Source organism: Methylacidimicrobium sp. B4 (genome assembly GCF_017310545.1).
GTDB lineage: Bacteria > Verrucomicrobiota > Verrucomicrobiia > Methylacidiphilales > Methylacidiphilaceae > Methylacidimicrobium.
The window spans coordinates 1,229,478-1,247,868 of sequence record NZ_CP066203.1; the positions used below are offsets into that span (position 1 = coordinate 1,229,478).

Below are 18,391 nucleotides of genomic sequence, written 5' to 3' on the forward strand. Positions count from 1 at the left end.
TACGACGCCATCATGCTATGGTGGCTTTCACTTCGTGGTGAGCTTTAAAGTCCGCCGTCCGCGCCCCGTTTCCGATGAGTCTTCCCCCTGCGGGAACACCCCATCTCCCGCAGTCCGCACAGTGACTCCGTCGGGGGCCGGAAAGTGGGAGCGGCTCGCCTGGAGCTGCTTCGACATCGGCAGTTCCTCCTTCACCACCGTCATTGTCGACCTGGTTTTCGCCGTCTATTTCGTTCGCGTCATCTGTGCCCACCGGATCGATGCGACCTGGCTATGGACCCTGGCTCTCTTCGCCTCCCAAGCCTTTGTCGCCCTTTCCTCTCCCTGGATCGGCGCCATGGCCGACGTCCTGGGCTGCAAGAAGCGAATGCTCTTCTCCGCCTATGCGGTCTGCATCCTCTCGTCGCTGAGCTTGGCGCGAATGGGAGAAGGAGACGTCTGGCCAAGCCTGATCACCTTCGCCGTCACGAACATCTCGTTCTCCTTCGCCGACAATCTCATGGCCGGCTTTTTGCCCGAGATCACCACCTTTGATTCTCTTGGCGCTCTCTCCGGCTGGGCGCGTTCCTTGGGGAACTTGGGTAGCTTGGCCAACTTGCTCCTGGTCTCGCCTCTGCTTGCCTCGGGCTTCACCGTCTCCAACGCAGGCCGCATCCAGACCGCCCTGGCTCTGACGACCCTCATCTATGGCTTGGCGGGACTCCCTGCACTTCTACTTTTACGCGAGCGAACGGAAGCCGTTGCCGGCGATCTCGGACAGGCCCTTCGACAAGCCACGCGCCGCCTGGGCGACTCGGTACCCGACGTCGTGCGCCCGGGAGCGTTGCGAACTTTCTTTGCCTCATCCCTTCTCTGTGGCGCGGGCGCAACCATCGTAATGGTCGTCGTGGCCATCTATGCGCAGATGGCGATCGGGATGGCGGACACCGAACAGGACCTGGTCTTGCTCGCCGTCCAGGGCGGGGCGTGCGTCGGGGCCTTCCTTCTGGGCAAGGTCAAGGATTGGATCGGCTCCGCGCGGACGCTACAGCTCGTCGTCCTCGTGTGGGTAGTCTCTTCGGTCGCTCTGGTCTGCGTGCAGTCGAAACCGCTCTTCTGGGCTACGGCCTTTCTCGTCGGGATCGGGAATGGATCCCTCTTCGCCGTCAGCCGTGCCGTCATGGGACTCCTCTCCCCGGCTACGGCGCGAGCCCAATATTACGGGCTCTGGTTCGTCACCGGACGGGTCGCTGCCGCAGTCGGGCCTCTTCTTTTCGGAGTGCTCTTCCAGGCGACTCATTCCTTCCGGCTACCCATGACCATCCCCTTGGTCTGCTTCGCTTTGGGCTTCCTGATCCTCCTTGCTCTGCCATCGGACCGCACCCAGCCAGCCGTTGCCCGCCCGCCCGCGATGCCTTGACAGGGTCTCCCGATCACGGTTAGCTCGAGCAAGCGCTTACTCGAAGAGGCGCCCAAGACTGATCCCATGACCGACTTCCGTTCCACCAATCACGCGGTGGCCTGGTGGGCTTCCCCTCACCGATCCGTCGTGGACCGGCCCGAGAGCACCCGAATGCGGCAGGCCTTCTCCTGAAACCGGTTTTTCCATGCACGCTTCCGAGAAAGCCCTTTCTCCCCAACTGCGTCAGGCACCCCCGAGCAGAGCCGAGAAGGTGGCATGGTCGTTCTTCGACTTTGCCAACACCGCATTTAACACCCTCATCGTCGATCTGGTCTTCGGCACCTATTTTCTACGCGTCATCTGCGCGCATCGAACCGATGCGACCTGGCTCTTCGGTTGCGCCCTCTTCGTCTGTCAAACCCTCGTTGGGGTGATCTCTCCGCTGCTCGGGGCCCTGGTCGACGTGACCGGGAAAAAGAAAAGGATCCTCTCGTTCTCCTACGCCATATGCATCCTCTCCACGGCCAGCCTCGCCGCAATGGGCGAAGGTGACGTCTGGGCGAGCCTGATCGCGTTCATGGCGGCATCGGTTGGTTATGCGTTCGCAGAGAATCTCACGGCGAGCTTTCTTCCCGAGCTCGCTCTCCCGCAAGAGATCGGCAGGCTATCGGGCCTGGCAAGGGCGCTCGGCAACGTGGGCGGCTTCCTCAGCGTGGTCGCTGCGTCTCCGCTCATGAGCCCGGGATTTACGCTCGCCAACTCTGGGGCCATCCGGCTGATTTTTCTCTTGACCGCCGGCATCTACTGTGCGGCGGGCCTTCCCACGATCCTCTTCGTGCGGGAACGCGGGTGCGCGGCGCAGCGGGATTGGAAGGGTGCCCTGGAAGCTTCCCTGCTTCGTCTCTCCCGCACCTTCCCGAAGCTTTTCCGCGAGGCGCGCCTTCGTCTCTTCTTCGGTGCATTCCTGCTCTACGCCACCGGAGCGGCCATGGTCATGGCGATGGCCGCCCTTTACGGCGAGATGCAGATCGGTCTTGCGGGCAACGAGCCGGTCTTTCTCCTTCTTGCCATCCAGACCGGCGGCTGCGCCGGAGCGATCCTTTTCGGGTTCATCGAGGATACCCTCGGTTCCAAGAGGACCTTGCAGCTGATCGTCTGGATCTGGTTCCTGGGAATGGGCGGCTTTTACTTCGTCCAGGACAAGCTCGCCTTCTATGCCGTTTCCGCGATCCTGGGAATGGGCGGAGGCTCCCTGCATGCCGTCAGCCGCGCCGTAGTCGGCATTCTCGCCCCGAAGAACGAACATGCCGAGTACTTCGGGCTATGGGGACTCTTCGGTCGCCTAGCCGCCGGATCGGGCCCTCTCGTCTTCGGTCTTCTTTCGCAGCGTCTTCACTCATTCCACACGCCAATGCTCGCCTCGTTCGTCTGCTTTGCGCTTAGCCTCGCTCTGCTCTCTGCCCTGCCCGCATTGCGTTCGGCCGACACCGAGTCCTAAGGGATTTCCATGGGCGCTTCATCCCACGCGCCGTTGGACCTTCCCCTGCCATTCGGGTGAATGCCGTTCTTTTCCCCTGGGCTACCCCTACCCTCTCGCGCCGCAAGCCGGAGAAAGGAGGCGCAAGCAAAGGGAAGCGCGGACAGGGTGGGATTTGAACCCACGGTGGGGTTTCCCCCACGCTCGATTTCGAGTCGAGTGCCTTAAACCGCTCAGCCACCTGTCCGAGGCGACTGCATCTCTTTACACCTTCTGCTCCTCCGCCGCAATCAGGGAGACAAATTCCGCCGGATCCTTGACCCGGAGAAGCCGGGCTCGGGAGGACGCCTCGTGAACGACGCGAGCCAGCGCCCCCACGGCGATCAGATAGTCCGTATGAAACTGCTTGGGCACCCCGATGACGAAGACGAGCTTTACCGCCGGCTGATCGTCCTGAAGCACCACCCCCTCGGTGCTTCTTCCGACCGCCACGACGAGATTCCGTACATGGTCGCTCCGTACGTGAGGAAATCCGACCTCGCTATCGAACCAGAGCTGTCCACTGCCCTGGACGGTAAGCAGTTCTTCCAGGAACGCCGAAAAGTCATCGATTTCCGGCGCTTCCCGCAAAAGCTCCGCCACCTCGCGGATCGCGTCGGTCCACGTGCGGGCGCGAATGTGCAAGGAGACTCTTTCCGGCTTGATCCATTCGGCCAGCCTCACGACCGCCTCCGATCCGTCTCCACTTGCCGCCCCGGCGTCGGCACGCTCGCGCCGCTCCAACGGAGCTTCTGCCGAAGAATTTGAAAGAAGTCCCGGCGCGCCAGAAAGGCGAGCGTGACCGGATGCGGGGCGGCACGGATCTCAACCCAATCCCCATGGTGCAGGACCCCACTCGATTGGCCGTCGAACTCCAATCGGACAGGGATCGCTCGCTCCGGCACCGTCATCCGAACGCGCGAATCGGCCGAAAAGACCAGAGTGCGATTGGTCAGGCTGTGAGGGCAGAGCGGCGTCAGCCCAAAGACTCGAGCCTCGGGTACAACGATCGGACCCCCCGCGGAAAGAGCATAAGCCGTCGAACCCGTAGGTGTAGCCACGACGAGGCCGTCAGCCTGAAACTCTGTAACGGGCAGATCCCCCGCGAGAACCTCGATCCGAGCCATGTGGGAAGAGCTCCCCCGGAAGAAAACAACGTCGTTGAACACGCAAGGAATGTGCAATTCCTGGCCTCCGACCTCTCCCCGCACTTCCAGGGCCAGACGTTGGCTGTGACGCAACAGACCTGCGGCCAAGTCAGGGAGCGCTTCGAGAATTTCTTCCCGGGTTACCGCGGTCAGAAATCCAAGGCCGCCGATGTTCACCCCGAGGATCGGCACGGGATTCGGGTAGACCTCATGGACCACGCGCAACAGGGAACCGTCGCCCCCCGCAACGATCAGAAGATCGACTTCCGCGATCAAGCGAGCCAGATCTCGCCCCGCTACCCCGATGAGCCGCGCGGTCTGTTCTTCCCAGAGAAAAGGAAAGCCATGCTTGCCGGAAAACTGCTGGATCTCCCGAGCCAGCGCCCGAGCCCCCGGCTTCTTGCGATTGGCGATCACACCGATCCGCAGCATCTGCTTCCCACCCGCCTCGTCTTTGGAATATCTACGGATACGCCCTCGTTTCCGGACGCCGGTCCCCAAGGTGCGCTCCTGCTCTCCAGCGCCGCAGCCGATCCGTCGCAAGCCACCGTAAAGGAAAAGCCGGACCGAATGCAACCTCGGCGGAACCCGCGGAAGGTCCGTGCTCGAACCGCGCGGAAGCAGGGATCTCCACCCGAGAGAGTCTCTGGGAGCCGCTTAAGGGATTCGAACCCTTGACCCACGCTTTACGAAAGCGTTGCTCTACCTCTGAGCTAAAGCGGCGTGGCTTTGCTCCCCTTCTTGTTCGAACGGATGGCGCGAGAGGAGAGAACTATGCGGCAGATCCGGCGGCTTGCGCAACTCGAATGTCTTCTCCGGACCCCTTCCACGGCTCCCACGAGCATTCTTCCCATCCGATTTCGCGCTTGTCAGCCAGAGCCGATGAAGGCTTCATAGGCACTGTCATGCGGAACGAGCGCCTCTCCTTTTCGCCGCTCGAGGACGGAATTCGCGGCGGGTTCCCCCTTGTCGCCTCCCTGCTCCTTCTCGTGGCGGCCATCGCCGCCGGGATCGGAATTTACGCTTGGCAGAAGCATGCGCGGAGGCTCCACTGGGGAGAGGTCGCCTCCGCGTACGCCAGAGTCACGAACTCCTCGGAGCGTTTGGCACTGATCGAACGCCACCGCAACATGCCCCAGAGCGCCCTTTGGCTGCTGCAAACCGCCTCAGCCCAGTTTCAGGAGGGAGCCTACGGAGCGGCGACGAAGAGCTTTCGGCTCTTCGTGGAGTACTACCCCAAGCACCCTCTTCGGCCCGCCGCCCTTTTGGGGACAGCCGTGGGATCGGAGGCCGAAGGGAAACGGGAAGAAGCCGCTCGTTCTTACCGCACGGTGATCGACGAGCAGTCGACCGATCCCTACCGATTGATCGCGGAGATCAATCTCGCCCGGCTGGACATCGAGCAAAAGCAGTATGCTCCAGCAAAAGCGCTTCTGGATTCGATCCGTCGGCGGAGACCGGTCAACCGCTTCGAGGGAGAAGTCCAGGACCTTCAGGATCGGCTGCCGCCGTAATCCGACGTAGAGCTGCCGCCTCCTTTTTCGAGCCCGGAGCGGCTCAGGCGCGATTTCCTTCCGCTGCCGAAGCTCGCCCGGAAAGCCCGAAGGCGTCATGGACCGCGCAAACGGCTCGCTCTGCCGAATCCTCATCGATGACAACGGAGATCTTGATCTCGCTCGTGGAGATCATCTGGACATTGACACCGGCGTCGGCCAGCGCCTGAAAGAGGCGCGCCGCCACCCCGCTGTGGGAACGCATGCCGATCCCGACGACCGAGAGCTTGGCAACCCCTTCCTGAGCTCGGGGGGCGGACGCCTGGAGTTCCTGCACAGCCGGCTCGATGATGCGCAGCGCCCGCGAGAGGCTGTCTCGATTCACCGTGAAGGTGATATCCGTTAGCCCACGGTCCGAGACGTTTTGCACGATCATATCGACCGAGACGCCGTGATCGGCAACCGACGAAAAAATCTTTGCCGCTACTCCTGGGCGATCCGGAACCGCCGGAATCGTCAGCTTCGCTTGATTCCGCTCGAGGCTGACTCCTCGAACGACGACATCTTCCATTGATTTTGCTTCCGCTTTCACCATCGTCCCTCGCGCCTCGGAAAAACTCGATCGGACCTCAAACACCACCCGAAACTTCTTCGCGAACTCGACCGATCGGCTCTGCATGACCTTCGAGCCCGCAGCTGCCATCTCCAACATCTCGTCGTAGCTGATCTCGTCGAGCTTCGTGGCCGTAGGCACCAGGCGCGGATCCGCCGTATAGACGCCCTCCACGTCGGTGTAAATCTCGCAAAGGTCTGCCTTGAGCGCAGCAGCCAACGCGATCGCCGTCAAGTCGGAGCCCCCCCGCCCAAGCGTGGTAATGCTGCCTTGAAGATCCTGCCCCTGAAAGCCAGCCACGACCACCACGGAGCCTTCGTCGAGAAGCTGATGAATCTTTTTTGGACCGATATTCAGAATCCGGGCCCGGGTGTGCGAGCCGTCCGTGACAATCCCCGCTTGCGCCCCGGTCAAGGGTACCGCGTGAACCTTCTTGGCGTGCAGCGCCATGGCGAGAAGTGCCGTCGTCGTCTGCTCTCCCGTAGCCAAGAGGAGATCGAGCTCGCGCCCCATCGGATCCGGATGCACCTGCCGCGCCAACCGCAAAAGCGAGTCGGTGACGCCGGACATGGCGGAGACCACGATGACGAGCCGGTCTCCTCGTCCATGACGCGAGGCGATTCGGCCCGCCACACGGTCGATGCGTTCGACATCGCCGACCGAAGTCCCGCCGTACTTCTGGACGACAAGCGCCATGTCAGCAGCTCCACCCCTTCGCCTCGGATGCCCGGATCCCTCGGGACCCGATCCACGATCGCATCTCCGAGAACCGGGCTCGTCCGTTCCCTCGACATCCGATCCGCCTGCTGTGGCGGAAGGAGAGGTGCCGAACCAAGGCATGCCTGCGGAGACGGGCAGCGGGAGGATTCTGAATCACCGAGCGCAATGCTTCTCTCGAATTACGGGAGGGTACGCCGAATCCGCAGGATAGGCAATGCGAATGACTTGCCGGAGGAGGGGAGGAAAAAAAGAGCGGCATGGGCTCGCCCATGCCGCTCTCTCGGGAATCGTCAGAGGAGGAAAACGATTCGTTCGAGGTATCTGTAAGCTTTGACGCAACCGCCTTCTCTTCCGTTCAACTCGTCGACACTTTTTCTGCTTCCCCCGCAGCTAGTACGAATAGACCACGTCGAGCGCGAAGAACCAGAAGGGTCCGTTGCTTAGCGCGGCCAAGCCGTTTCCGCTCGTCGGCGCAACGCCCTCAGCGGGAGTATAATAAGTCATGAATCCCTTGCCATAATCCATCCGATTCTCGATGCGGATCATGAAGTTGTCCGCGAGGTCGAACCGCCAGTCGACCGTCACGTCCCAAATATCCGCGGGAAAGAGGTAGGCGCTAAAGATCTGGTTGTAGTTGGTGTGGTCGAACTGCTCCCTCCACGCCATGCTGAAGAGCTTGTTGAACTTGTAGATCTGATAGATCGCGACGCCAAAGAAGCTGGTCGAACCATTGTAGCCCCCCGGAGGGAGCCCCGCGCTGGGGAAGACGCCCAGGCTGCCCAACGTCGAGGCGCCCATCTGGGGCAACCCGGCCGGAAGCACGGCGGCATTCGAGAATCCGCCGACGAGCTCATAGGCGAACTCCAGCTTCTGGTCTTTGACCCACTTCGGGATCCAGGTGCCGAAGTCGTTGAATTCCATGAAGAGGCCATTGTCATTGTAGGGAGAGGGAACGATATCCCCGCCGATGTCGTACGCCCCCGCATAGTTAGCACCCGGACGAGTGCCGAATCCTGGGGGATTGACCCCGTCGGGCGCCACCGCGTACCCGAAAGTATTGAGGAAGAGCTTATCCTTCGAGACATAGTCGTACATGTTCCAGAAGACGTAACTATTGCTGCTGTTGATCATGTTGTTCACCATCCCATAGTAGGGATAGCCCGAGCGCGATACGTTCCATCCGCCGTTGGTCACGCCAAACCGCGTCGTCCAGCAGTCGTCGATCTTATAGATCCCCTCTCCTCCCACCATCGTAAATGGCTCGAAGTTGTTGAAGAGGATGCCATAGCTAAAGTTGAAGTTGGCCGGCCGCTCCATGACCTCGAGCCCGATCGGCGAGGCATACTGGCCAATGTGGAACTCGATGCTCTTATCTCCGATCGGCACCTTGAACTGCACATAGGCCTGCTCGAGGAAGATGCCACTGGAGTTGAAGCCAATGCCGGTATTGGTGAAGCTGCCGTTTCCCGTGACCGCGTCAGGTTCGCCCAAGGCCGCATCCTGTCCAAAGATCACGTCGGTCCGAAAGCCCGCTTGCCACTTGTTTTCGTCCGTGAGCGCTTTCTCCAGAGCCACCTTCAGCTGGTTCATGTTGAAGGAGCCTCCCGGAATCCCGTCGGTGGTGAACCGGAGAGGCATGGAGGGATAGGAGGGAAGCGGTGTTCCCCTCGGCACCCCGGAGATCGCAGGGTTTGCCGCGATGACGGGCACTTGATTGAAGGACGGGGCATTGACCAGATTGTACGTGTAGCTCGCTTCCACGTAGCCAGTCAGCTTGATCCCCGGGTTCTGGGCTTGCGTGGCCGCAATCCCCTGCTCTTCGAGCATCTTCTGCAGTCGCTCCATCTCCTCGGGGCTCCCCTGGAGTGACCCAGCGTCCGCAGAACCGGCCGAAAGCTCGGGGGTGCTTCCTCCTGAGGAACCCTCGTCCGCCGCCCAAAGAGAGCCCAGCGGCAGAAGAAGCAGCCCGAAACCCCACACGATCCCCTTCCCGCACAGTCTTCTTTTCATCCTCCTCCTCCTTTCTGCGCGTGGACTTAGTAGCTATAGACGAATTCGAGGGCGCCGAGGAAGATGGGGCCGTTGCCGGAGTAGAGAAGGGCACTTGGGGAGGTAGTGCCTTGGTAGGGATAGCCGTAGTAGCCCATGACACCGAGGCCCCAGTCGATTCTTCCTTCGAGCCGCATCATGAAGTTCTCGGCGAGGTCGAAGGCCAAGGTGGCGGTATACTCCCAGATATCGGTGGGGGCGTTGTGGCCGGCCAGGATGCTGTTCCAGCCCGCCTGCATCCATTCGGCGCGTTGGGAGAGGCTGACGATCGAGTTGAACTGGTACTTCATGTGGAGGGCGGCGCCATACCAGTTGGAGGGGCCGCTGTAGAGGCCCATTGGCAATCCGCTGACCGCGGGAGAGACGTAGCTCACGTCATTGTTGTAGAAGCCCCCGGTCAACTCGAAGCCCAGGAGGAGCCGGTCGTGGGCGAACTTTGGGGCCCAGGAGCCCCAGACATCGCCCAGGAAGAAGGCGTTGTTCTGGTTGAAGGGCCCCTCTCCGCGAATCCCCTGTGCGATGCCGTAGGGCTGGGCTACCCCATTGATCGGAGAGGCTCCGAAGCCCGGAGGATTGACCCCGTTGAACCCGTACATCGCAGTCGCGCTCAGGATCGCGTTCTTCCCCTTGGCCTCCCACTGCCCGTTCCAAAAAAGCAGATAGGCATCGTTGCTATCGATCGTGTTGTTCAAATAACCGTTGTAGAGGTAGCCCCCACGGGAGACATCGAAGCCTCCGTCGGCCACCCCGAAGCGAGTCGACCACTGGTCGTCAAAATGGTAGATCGCCTGCATCCCCGTGAGCGTCGTCGGCAAAAGATTGCTGAAGAGCAGCCCGTAGCTGAAGTCGAGGTTCACCGGCCGCTCCACCACCTCGTAGCCCGCCGGATCGACAAACTTCCCAATCCGAATGTCGAGCCCGTTGCCCACCGGTACCCGGAAGACCACGTAGGCCTGCTCCAACCAGAAGCTCGAGGTGTTGAAGAGCACCAGCGAACTGGCGTTGGTCCCCAAGCCCCCAATCGTGTCCGGAGCCCCAATCGAGGCGTCCTGCCCCACGATCAGATCCGCCCGAAACCCCGCCTGCCACCGGTTCTCATCGGTAAGCGGCTTCTCCAGGGCCAGCTTGAAGGCGTTCATGTTGAAGCCCCCGCCCGGAATCCCATCCACCGGCTCCCGCCCCGGAATCGCCGGATACCCTAAAGCCTGCCCCGCCGCATTGGTCGGCCCCGCATACCCCGCCGGCGCCGCAAAACCAGGCACCTGGTTAAACGATGGCGCGTTGATCGCGTTGTAGGTGTAGCTCGCATCCACATACCCCGATAAGACAATCCCCTTGGTGTTCGCCTGTACCGGTATCCCCTGATCCTCCAACCGCTTGATCAGCTCCGCTACCTGCGAGCTCTGCGAGCTCTTCTTCGTACCGCTCGTGTCGTTCGTGTCGTTGGCGCTGGCGGATTCCTCCGCGGCGAGCGCCGACCCGGCCAACCAGATCCCCAAAAAGATCCCTGAAAGTCCGGAGACCGCATACGCCAGTCTCCGCCCGTACCTCAACGATTTCATCCTCCTCGTCCTCCTTCAGTCCAAGAAACCGGATCGACCATGAACTCACCGAGGACATCCCCGGCTTCAACCGTCCATGGACAAAGCAAAACGTGTGCCAGCTTTTCGCCGGAAATCCGTGGCTTCGTCTCAAAAGGTGAAGACCGCCTCGAGCCCCGCGAAAAAGAAGGGGCCGCTGGAAGAGCCCACGAGTCCGTTGCCAGCGAGTCCGACATCGGCCGGCGGGATCCCGTCTGCGGGCGCATAATAGTTCATCATGTTGTTGCCCCAATCCATGCGATACTCCGTCCGCACCATGAAGTTATCGGCCAGGTCGAAGCGGAGGGTGACCGTTGTGCTGTAGATGTTCGTCGGCGCGATCATCCCTTCGAGATAGCTGTTCCAGGAAGCCTGAAGCCACTGCTCCCGCAGAATCAGGCTCACGAGAGGATTGAATCGATAGATCTGATAAAGCCCGGCCCCCAGCCAGTTGGTCGGACCTCCGTAGCCGGCGGCATACGGGAAAAGCGGAAAGATCCCCAGCGCGGTTTCCGTCGCCGGACCCAAGCCCGTGATTCCCGCTGGAGCGACGGCATTGTTGTAGAAGCCGCCGATGAGCTCATAGGCGAACTGCAGCCGCTTCCGGTAGACGAAGGGGGGGGTCCAGATTCCATAATCATTGAGCTCCATGTACGTTCCCGGAGAGTTGTACGGTCCCGAAACGATGTCCCCGGCCGCATAGGCACCCGGATAGAAGGTGTTGCCCACCATCCCCGGTGATGTGCCGAAGCCGGGCGGATTGGTCCCATGGGGCCCATAGAGCATCCCATAGGTCGACAGAAAGCTCTTGTCGGGAGAGGTATAGTCGACATTGAAGGTCAGCAGGAAGCTCGATAGGCTATTGATCGAGTTGTTGACCATCCCGAAGAAAGGGTAGCCCCCTCGCCCGGTGTTGAACCCTCCGTCGGTCACACCTCCCCGGATGGCCCAGCAATCGTCCACCCGGAAGAGGAACTGGGTCCCCACCAGCACGAACGGCTCGACATTGTTGAAGAAGAGGCCGTAGGTCATGTTGAAGTTTGCTGGTCGCTCGAGGACTTCCAGGCCGATCGGGGCCGCGAACTTTCCGACGTGCACTTCCAGCTTGCGGTCGCCGATCGGAATTTGAAACTGGACGTAGGCCTGCTCCAGGAAGACCTCGCTCGTGTTGAAGCCCAATCCCGTCGAGTTCGCGCTGCCGGTTCCGGAAAGGAAGTCCGGCACTCCGAGCGCGGCGTCCTGGGCAAGCATGAGGTCCATCCGAAAGCCGGCATCCCAGCGGTTCTCCGTCGTCAGCCCTTTTTCTGCCCAGAGCTTGAGCTGGTTGAGGTTGAAGCCCCCACCCGGAATGCCGTCGTCCGCCAGCCGCATCGGAAGAAGCGGATAGCCTCTGGCGAGCCGGCTTCCGCCTCCAGGGGTTGGCGCAACGAAGCGCGGCACCTGGTTGAAGGACGGGGCGTTGATGAAGTTCATTTCAAAGGCGCTATCCACATAGCCTCCCAGCTTCACCCCGGGAGAGGGCGTACTCACGGCCATTCCCTGCTGCTCCAAGAGCTGCTGGAGATGCTGGGCCTCCGCCTCATCGCCCGTTCCGGGAGATGCCGTCAGATCCAACTCCCCCTCACTTCCTCCGCCCGTGGCACCGAAGAGGGGCTGCGGCACTGCGCCGACAAGAAACAAGGCGGCAACGATGGTCGCGGTGAAGACGCCGTTCCGGAACCGCTGCACCTTGCATCTTCTCCCTACGGGGGCGAATCTACCCTGAGGCGGGACCCGGCTGGGAATCAAAAGAGGGCCAACCCGCATCAACAGGCGATCAAAACCGTTGTGGGCTCTCTCCGCTAGCTTTTTGCAGCCCTGAGCGCCCTTGGTCGCAACTTCGACTTCACACGGCCCGGTCTTCGAGGGGTACGCTAGCGATCTTGCGCAGAAGCGTCTTTCGGCTGATGCCGAGTTTCCGGGCGGCTTCGCTCCGATTGCCTCCGCAAGAGTGGAGCGCTTGGAGAATCCACTGTTTTTCCGCCTCCCGCAGGGTCATCGACGCGGGTGCCGTGCCGTGCGCCGCACGAAGGGCGGAGGGAACGCAAATTCTTTCCGGAAGGTCCTCCCGTGTGATCAGAGATCCTTGCGTCATCACGACCCCGTGCTCGAGCGCCATGCGCAGCTCCCGGACGTTTCCCGGCCAGTCGTACTGGCAGAGCAGCTTTTCCGCATCCTTGGTCAGCCCGCTCACTCGCTTGCCGTTTTCCCGCGCGAACTCCCCGATGAAAGCCTCAAAGAGGAGGGGCAGATCCTCCTTCCGCTCCCGGAGCGGCGGCAGGACGATCCTCACCACGTTGAGACGAAAGAACAGATCTTCCCGAAAGGTCCCATCCGTTACCATCCGTTCGAGGTTACGATTGGTGGCCGCGATGACGCGAACGTCGATAGAAATCGCCTTGTTGCTCCCCACTCGCTGAATCGTCTTCTCGCCGAGCACGCGCAAGAGCTTGACCTGGGTCGTCGCATCGATCTCTCCGATCTCATCGAGGAAGATGGTGCCCCGCTGGGCTTCCTCGAAGCGCCCGATTCTCTTTTCCAAGGCGCCCGTGAAGGCTCCGCGCTCATGGCCGAAGAGCTCGCTTTCCAGCAACTGTGGAGAGAGCGCCGCGCAGTGAACGGCAACGAAGGGATAGGCACGACGTGGACTGGCAAGGTGCAGCGCGTGAGCAGCCAGCTCTTTCCCCGTCCCGCTCTCTCCTTCCAAGAGCACGGTCGCGCGGCTCCCCGCAACCTGCCGGATCTTCTCGACCACGGGCATCATCGCCGCAGACTTCCCGATGATCCGCTCCAAGCCGAATTTCCATCCGAGCTGCTCCCGCAGATTCTGATTCTCCGTCTCCACCTGTCGAGAGCGGACCGCCCTTCGCAGAACGATGGCGAGCTTCCCAAGATCGAGAGGCTTGGTGACATAGTCGTAAGCCCCCCGCTTGATCGCCTCCACCGCATTATCGACCGAACCGTAGGCCGTCATGATCACGCATGCGGGAGAGGTCGGCAGATTCCGGCTGAATTCGAGAAGATCCAGGCCTGACTCCTTCCCCAGTCGGAGATCGAGCAGGACAAGATCAATCGCCTCGTCTTCCAAAATGCTTTTGGCCGCGGCCACACCCTCGGCCGTATAGGTTTCAAACTCCTCCGAGAAGGCGCGCCGGAGGCCCTCGCGGGCGTTCCGTTCGTCATCCACGATCAACAGCCCAGGATGCTCGTTCATCGCGTTGGTCAGGCGCGCTCCCCGCTTTTCTCGCAGGAATCCGCCGGATCGGGTCCCATCGGCAAAAGGCGGACACGCCGCTCGCTGCGCGGCAGCAGGATCCGCACGGTCGTCCCTTTCCCCTCCCGGCTTTCCAGCTGGATCTCCCCGCCGTGCTCCCGCACGATGCGGCGCACAACCAAGAGCCCGAGCCCCGTACCCGACTGCTTCGTCGTAAAGTAGGGCTCGAACGCGCGCCCCATCTCCGCCACCGACATCCCCGAGCCATTGTCTTGGAAGCTGATCAGGAAATGGCTGTCAGAGAGCTCCGTGCGCACCTGCAGGATGCCGCCACGATCCATCGCCTCAAGCGAATTCTTCATCACGTTGAAGAATGCCTGCCTGAGCTGGTCCCGATCGGCCCGAACCAGGGGCATATCCTTGGCCAGCTCCATCTCGACCAGGACATCCCGGTTTTCCATCTGCGGAGTGAGGAAGAGGACCGCGTCGCGTACGATCTCGTTCAACACGGTCCACGAAAGATCGGGCGGAGCGGGGCGGATCGCCCGGAGGAACTGATTGACGATCACGTCGAGCCGCTGCAGCTCCGACCGGATCGCGGCGAGCGATTCGGAAACCGCCGTTCTCGTCTTCTTCCGGATAAGCTCCCTCTGGAGCAGCTCTGTGTGAATCTGCAGGGAGTTGAGGGGATTCCCGAGCTCGTGGGCGACTCCGGCGGCGAGCAGGGTAAGCGCATTAAGCTTCTCGGACTCGATCATCTCCAAGGTCTTCTCTCGGTTGGCGGTCATATCATAGACGATCACGACGAAAGCTTCCGTTCCTTCCGGCCCTTTTTCGAGAGGGACCGCTGAACAGTTGAGATACCTCACCTCCGGATAGGTGATCTGCAAGTCCCGACTGATGACTTGCCCGGAGGCGAAGAGGGAGGGCCAGTCGACGTCGGGCAGATAGCGACCGATCGATTTTCCGATGGCTCTCTCCCAATCGATGCCCAGGAGCCGCTCTGCGCTCTGGTTTCCGTACAAGACCTTCCCACGGACGTCCACGACCAGGATTCCCTCCTGAAGCGCGTTGAAGACCGTCTCGAGAAAGCCCTTTTCCTGGGCCAGGCGCTGAAGATAGTTCTGGATCTCCGACGGGCCGAGTCGTTCGATCCGGCCCAGGAGCTTGTTCAAAAACGAATTCCGCAAGCTCATGCTCAGCGCCATGTCCCCTCCCCCTCGCTCGAGGGGAATGTAGCGAAGAAGTGGATACCGGTCGAGGTCGAGCGGGAGGGGGCCGTCCGGCCGCTACCGCTGCCGGGCTGGCCGGTTCCCTGGAAGCTCGGGTGTAGCCGAGGCTCGCGCGCGAGTCTCTTGAAAGAAACGACCGAGCCCGCGAGCCACGGCTTCGGCGAGTCGCTGCCGATACTCCGGACGATCGATCGAGGAAGAATCACTCGGGTCGGACAAGAACCCTCCTTCCACGAGGACTCCCGGCAGGGGATTATCCCGGAGCACGACGAATCGCGCGCGCCGGAAGCCCCGATCCATTTCCGGGTCGTCCGGCCGCAGCCGGACGAGCTCAAGATGAATTTCGTGCGCCAAGAGCGTATTGAGAAGGTCGTTGTCGTTTCCCGGCAGGGGCAGATAGTCGACCCGTCGCACCCACGTCCCATTGTTGCTCGAGGGAGCACCCCGTGGCGCCAGGCAATAGGTCTCCACGCCGTGGCCGCTCGGCTCCGACTGGTTGTAATGGAGGCTCACAAAAACATAATCCGGGTGGGATTGCGCAACCCGAACCCGCTCCTCCAACGGAACAAAAACATCGCTCGTTCGGGTGAAGACCGTCGGGATGCCTTGGGAACGGAGAATCGATCCCAGCCGCCGAGCGGTGTCCAAGGCGTAGTCCTTCTCGTACCGGCCATTGCGGCTTCTCGCCCCCTTGTCCTCCCCACCATGGCCGGGATCGATCACCACCCCGCGAAGCCAGAGTCGGACCGGCACGTGTGAGGGACGAAAAATCGGATCGAACAGACAGGAGAGGTCGGTGCGAGAAAGATACCATCGCCCATCCCTCTCCAGCAGCGGAAACGAAAGCGCGTGACGGATGCCGTCAAGGAAGACATAGGGGCTTCCCTGCTTCCCGTCTACCGTCCCGATCCTGCCGGAGAGATGGATCTCCCCGATCACGGGCTCCGCCGCCGACATCGAGTAGAAACGGCAAACATCCTCGATCGGCACGTACTCTCGCGCGCCGATCGGCACGAGGTGCCATCCGGGAGCTCCTTGCGCCCCCGCAGACCCGAGGGGCAGAAGAGCAGCTCCCGCCAAAAGCAAGGCCTGGGTTAGGCTCCGCATGGAAAGTTGTCGATCAAACGAATCTTATCGATCCAGATCGCTCCGCACAAGCGGCCATCCGCTTCTTCGACGTAGTCGACTCGACAGCCGGGCACCCGGCTCAGCTCTGCAGACGCCCAAGCGCAACCATCCGGGCGGCGGGCCGCCTCCGCAAGGATGCGGGGAAACGCGGCCGCTCTCTCCCGCTGCTCGGGTGAAAGATACCGGTTCCTCGAGCTCCACGCCAGCCCGTCCCGATCCCGCTGGATTTCGACCGGCACGATCCGGACCGGAAATGCAAGATCCCGAACCAGGCGTCGGATCACGGAAAGTTGCTGTGCGTCTTTCCATCCAAAGACCGCCGTTGCCGCCTGGGTCAGATTCAATAGCTTGACGACCACGGTGGCCACTCCTCGAAAGTGCCCAGGCCGGCTTCTTCCGCACCTGCCGGCGGAGAGAGCTTCTTCGGTGACGTAGCTCGAATGGTCCGCCGCGTAGAGATCACGGGGAGCGAAGAAGATATCCACCCCTGCAGCTTCGCAGGCCTGCCGGTCCGCCTCCCCGGTTCGTGGATATACGGCAAGATCCTCTCCCGCTCCGAATTGCAGCGGATTGACGTAGACGCTGACAATCACCGGAGCGCCTTCTTCTTTCGCTCGTTCGATCAGGGAGAGGTGCCCTGCGTGAAGTGCCCCCATGGTCGGCACAAGAACGGGAAACGCCCCCTCCCTGCGCAGACGCAGTCCGACCGACTGCATCTCTTCGGCATCTTCCATGAGCCGCATCGGCATCCTCGCCTCCGATAGTACCACTTTTTCCTTGAGCCGGAGGCGCCGTCGCCCCAAAAGAAGCCGCCCTCCCCGGGTCTCATGGGCTCTTTCTTCCTTGTCTTCCTCGGCCTCTTCTCCCTGCTCGCCCTGCTCGACGCACTCTCGTCCAGGAGCTCGGGGGACGTCTCGCTCGGCCGCGCTCTCCTCCTGACTTTCCTCTGGTTGCTCTTCTCGCTGGGCTGCGGCGCGTACCTCTGGAAAGCGCACGGACCTTCCGCAGCCATCGACTTCACGACAATCTACGGGATCGAGTATGTCCTGAGCATCGACAACCTCTTCGCCTTCTATGGAACCTTCCGTCTCTTCGGGATCCGAGGGGCGGCCCAGTCTCAGCTGCTCACCCTGGGCATCCTTCTCGCCGTCCTCCTGCGTGCCCTGCTGATCTGGGGGGGCTTGAGCCTGCTGGGAAAATATGAGGCGGCCTTTCCCCTCCTCGGTCTCCTGCTCCTGGTCGCGGCGGTCCGCCTCTCCCAAAGGCCATCATCGGAAGCCGTCCTCCCCAAAAGCTGGAGGCCCGCCGTTCTTCCTCCACAGGAGCTCCCGGAAGCACCTCGATGGATGATTCGCCGCGCAGGCAGGGTCCGGCCGTCTGCTCGACTGCTCGCGCTTTTGTCGATCGAGCTGGCCGATCTGCTCTTCGCCTTGGATTCGGTCCCCGCAGCCTTTGCCATTACGCTCGATCCCACGGTGGTATTTCCGGCCAACCTCTGTGCCGTAATGGGTCTGCGCTCCCTCTATCCCTTGGTGCAACAGGCAACGGACCGGTTACCATGGCTGACCCGGGCGATTCCTTGGATCCTGGCCCTGATGGGAATAGAACTCTGCGCCAAGCCGTGGATCTCGATCCCGACCAAGCATACGCTGACCCTCGTTGCTTCTCTCTTCCTGTGCGCCTTTCTCCTCTCTGCAGGGCGGAAAGGCTCCCGCGACCGATAGGATGCGCGCCTTACTTGCTCTCGCCGCCGAAGAGCGGTTCGTCAGGCGGCTCCTGCTGCTTGCGCTGAGCCTCCCGCATCTTTTCCAAGAGCTCGCTCATGTCCTCCACCTCGTCCCAGACTTCGCGAGAGACCAGAATCGGCCGCTTCGCCTGCAAGGCGAGCGTAAGGCAGTCGCTCGGCCGCGCGTCGATCTCGATCATCTTCTTATGTACTTCGCTTTCGGCGTGGAGAAGGAGCCGCGCAAAATAGGTATTGTTTCGCAAGTCATTGATTATGACTCGATCAATGGCGATCGAGAAGCCCTCGAAGATCAATCCTACCAGCTCGTGGGTCAGGGGTCGCTCGTTCCGCTCCCCACGGAGCGCCATCATGATGGCCCGGCCGACATAGCTGTCTACGTTGATCACGAACACCTTCTCCTCGTTGCCCAGAAAGACGGCGAACCCCTGCGGTCCTGTCGGGAGAATTCCCGCCACCTCGACGGAAACGAGATCGTTGTTCACACCTTTTTCGTATCATAATCCCGTGGCTTCGCAAGCAGGCGCAAAGGAG

At 61.6% G+C, this 18,391-nt stretch carries 15 protein-coding genes and 2 tRNA genes; 4 read left to right on the plus strand and 13 right to left on the minus strand.

What is annotated here, in order from left to right:
• Positions 1 to 121 precede the first annotated feature (121 nt).
• Together MacB4_RS05940 and MacB4_RS05945 are read left to right on the plus strand one after the other, a co-directional pair.
• Positions 122 to 1,399, plus strand: a complete 1,278-nt coding sequence (locus tag MacB4_RS05940; protein WP_206862974.1) for an MFS transporter — start codon at positions 122 to 124, stop codon at positions 1,397 to 1,399.
• A gap of 187 nt (positions 1,400 to 1,586) precedes the next feature.
• Positions 1,587 to 2,879 (plus strand): MFS transporter, encoded by a 1,293-nt coding sequence (locus tag MacB4_RS05945; RefSeq protein ID WP_206862975.1) that lies wholly within the window; start codon positions 1,587 to 1,589, stop codon positions 2,877 to 2,879.
• A gap of 139 nt (positions 2,880 to 3,018) precedes the next feature.
• On the opposite strand, the gene MacB4_RS05950 is transcribed toward MacB4_RS05945, so the two are convergent.
• The 4 genes from MacB4_RS05950 to MacB4_RS05965 all read right to left on the minus strand — a co-directional run bounded on the left by MacB4_RS05950 (position 3,019) and on the right by MacB4_RS05965 (position 4,768).
• Positions 3,019 to 3,105, minus strand: a tRNA-Ser gene (locus MacB4_RS05950).
• Positions 3,106 to 3,122: 17 nt separating this feature from the next.
• Positions 3,123 to 3,581, minus strand: a complete 459-nt coding sequence (locus tag MacB4_RS05955; protein WP_206862976.1) for a PTS sugar transporter subunit IIA — start codon at positions 3,579 to 3,581, stop codon at positions 3,123 to 3,125.
• Positions 3,578 to 4,477 (minus strand): NAD(+)/NADH kinase, encoded by a 900-nt coding sequence (locus MacB4_RS05960; RefSeq protein ID WP_206862978.1) that lies wholly within the window; start codon positions 4,475 to 4,477, stop codon positions 3,578 to 3,580. The genes MacB4_RS05955 and MacB4_RS05960 overlap by 4 nt, the downstream gene beginning before the upstream one ends.
• 219 nt (positions 4,478 to 4,696) lie before the next feature.
• Positions 4,697 to 4,768: transfer RNA gene (locus MacB4_RS05965), tRNA-Thr, on the minus strand.
• 182 nt (positions 4,769 to 4,950) lie between these two features.
• On the opposite strand from MacB4_RS05965, the gene MacB4_RS05970 reads away from it, so the two are divergent.
• Complete coding sequence (locus MacB4_RS05970) at positions 4,951 to 5,559, plus strand: tol-pal system YbgF family protein (RefSeq protein ID WP_206862980.1); 609 nt, start codon at positions 4,951 to 4,953, stop codon at positions 5,557 to 5,559.
• A 43-nt stretch (positions 5,560 to 5,602) separates the two neighbouring features.
• Here the strand turns inward: MacB4_RS05970 and MacB4_RS05975 are convergent, their stop codons facing one another.
• From MacB4_RS05975 to panC, 8 genes are all read right to left on the minus strand, one after another.
• Positions 5,603 to 6,847 (minus strand): aspartate kinase, encoded by a 1,245-nt coding sequence (locus MacB4_RS05975; protein ID WP_206862981.1) that lies wholly within the window; start codon positions 6,845 to 6,847, stop codon positions 5,603 to 5,605.
• Between the two features lie 414 nt (positions 6,848 to 7,261).
• On the minus strand, positions 7,262 to 8,881 hold the full coding sequence (locus MacB4_RS05980) for an outer membrane beta-barrel protein (protein ID WP_242529132.1): 1,620 nt from the start codon (positions 8,879 to 8,881) through the stop codon (positions 7,262 to 7,264).
• Positions 8,882 to 8,907: 26 nt separating this feature from the next.
• Positions 8,908 to 10,482 (minus strand): outer membrane beta-barrel protein, encoded by a 1,575-nt coding sequence (locus MacB4_RS05985; protein WP_206862982.1) that lies wholly within the window; start codon positions 10,480 to 10,482, stop codon positions 8,908 to 8,910.
• 129 nt (positions 10,483 to 10,611) lie between these two features.
• Positions 10,612 to 12,228: an outer membrane beta-barrel protein gene (locus tag MacB4_RS05990; protein ID WP_242529133.1), complete on the minus strand. Its 1,617-nt coding sequence runs from the start codon at positions 12,226 to 12,228 to the stop codon at positions 10,612 to 10,614.
• A gap of 157 nt (positions 12,229 to 12,385) precedes the next feature.
• A complete protein-coding gene (locus tag MacB4_RS05995) occupies positions 12,386 to 13,753 on the minus strand; it encodes a sigma-54 dependent transcriptional regulator (RefSeq protein ID WP_206862984.1) in 1,368 nt (455 codons plus the stop codon).
• Positions 13,754 to 13,761: 8 nt separating this feature from the next.
• Positions 13,762 to 14,961 (minus strand): PAS domain-containing sensor histidine kinase, encoded by a 1,200-nt coding sequence (locus MacB4_RS06000; RefSeq protein ID WP_206862985.1) that lies wholly within the window; start codon positions 14,959 to 14,961, stop codon positions 13,762 to 13,764.
• An 81-nt stretch (positions 14,962 to 15,042) separates the two neighbouring features.
• Complete coding sequence (locus MacB4_RS06005) at positions 15,043 to 16,092, minus strand: N-acetylmuramoyl-L-alanine amidase (RefSeq protein WP_206862986.1); 1,050 nt, start codon at positions 16,090 to 16,092, stop codon at positions 15,043 to 15,045.
• Positions 16,080 to 16,847 carry a pantoate--beta-alanine ligase gene (panC, locus tag MacB4_RS06010; protein ID WP_242529134.1) on the minus strand — a complete coding sequence of 256 codons (768 nt, stop codon included), beginning with the start codon at positions 16,845 to 16,847 and terminating at the stop codon, positions 16,080 to 16,082. The genes MacB4_RS06005 and panC overlap by 13 nt, the downstream gene beginning before the upstream one ends.
• 93 nt (positions 16,848 to 16,940) lie before the next feature.
• Between panC and MacB4_RS06015 the strand changes: the two genes are divergently transcribed.
• Positions 16,941 to 17,837 carry a TerC family protein gene (locus tag MacB4_RS06015; RefSeq protein ID WP_206862989.1) on the plus strand — a complete coding sequence of 299 codons (897 nt, stop codon included), beginning with the start codon at positions 16,941 to 16,943 and terminating at the stop codon, positions 17,835 to 17,837.
• A 10-nt stretch (positions 17,838 to 17,847) separates the two neighbouring features.
• On the opposite strand, the gene MacB4_RS06020 is transcribed toward MacB4_RS06015, so the two are convergent.
• A complete protein-coding gene (locus MacB4_RS06020) occupies positions 17,848 to 18,342 on the minus strand; it encodes a bifunctional nuclease family protein (protein ID WP_206862991.1) in 495 nt (164 codons plus the stop codon).
• Between the last annotated feature and the right edge of the window lie 49 nt (positions 18,343 to 18,391).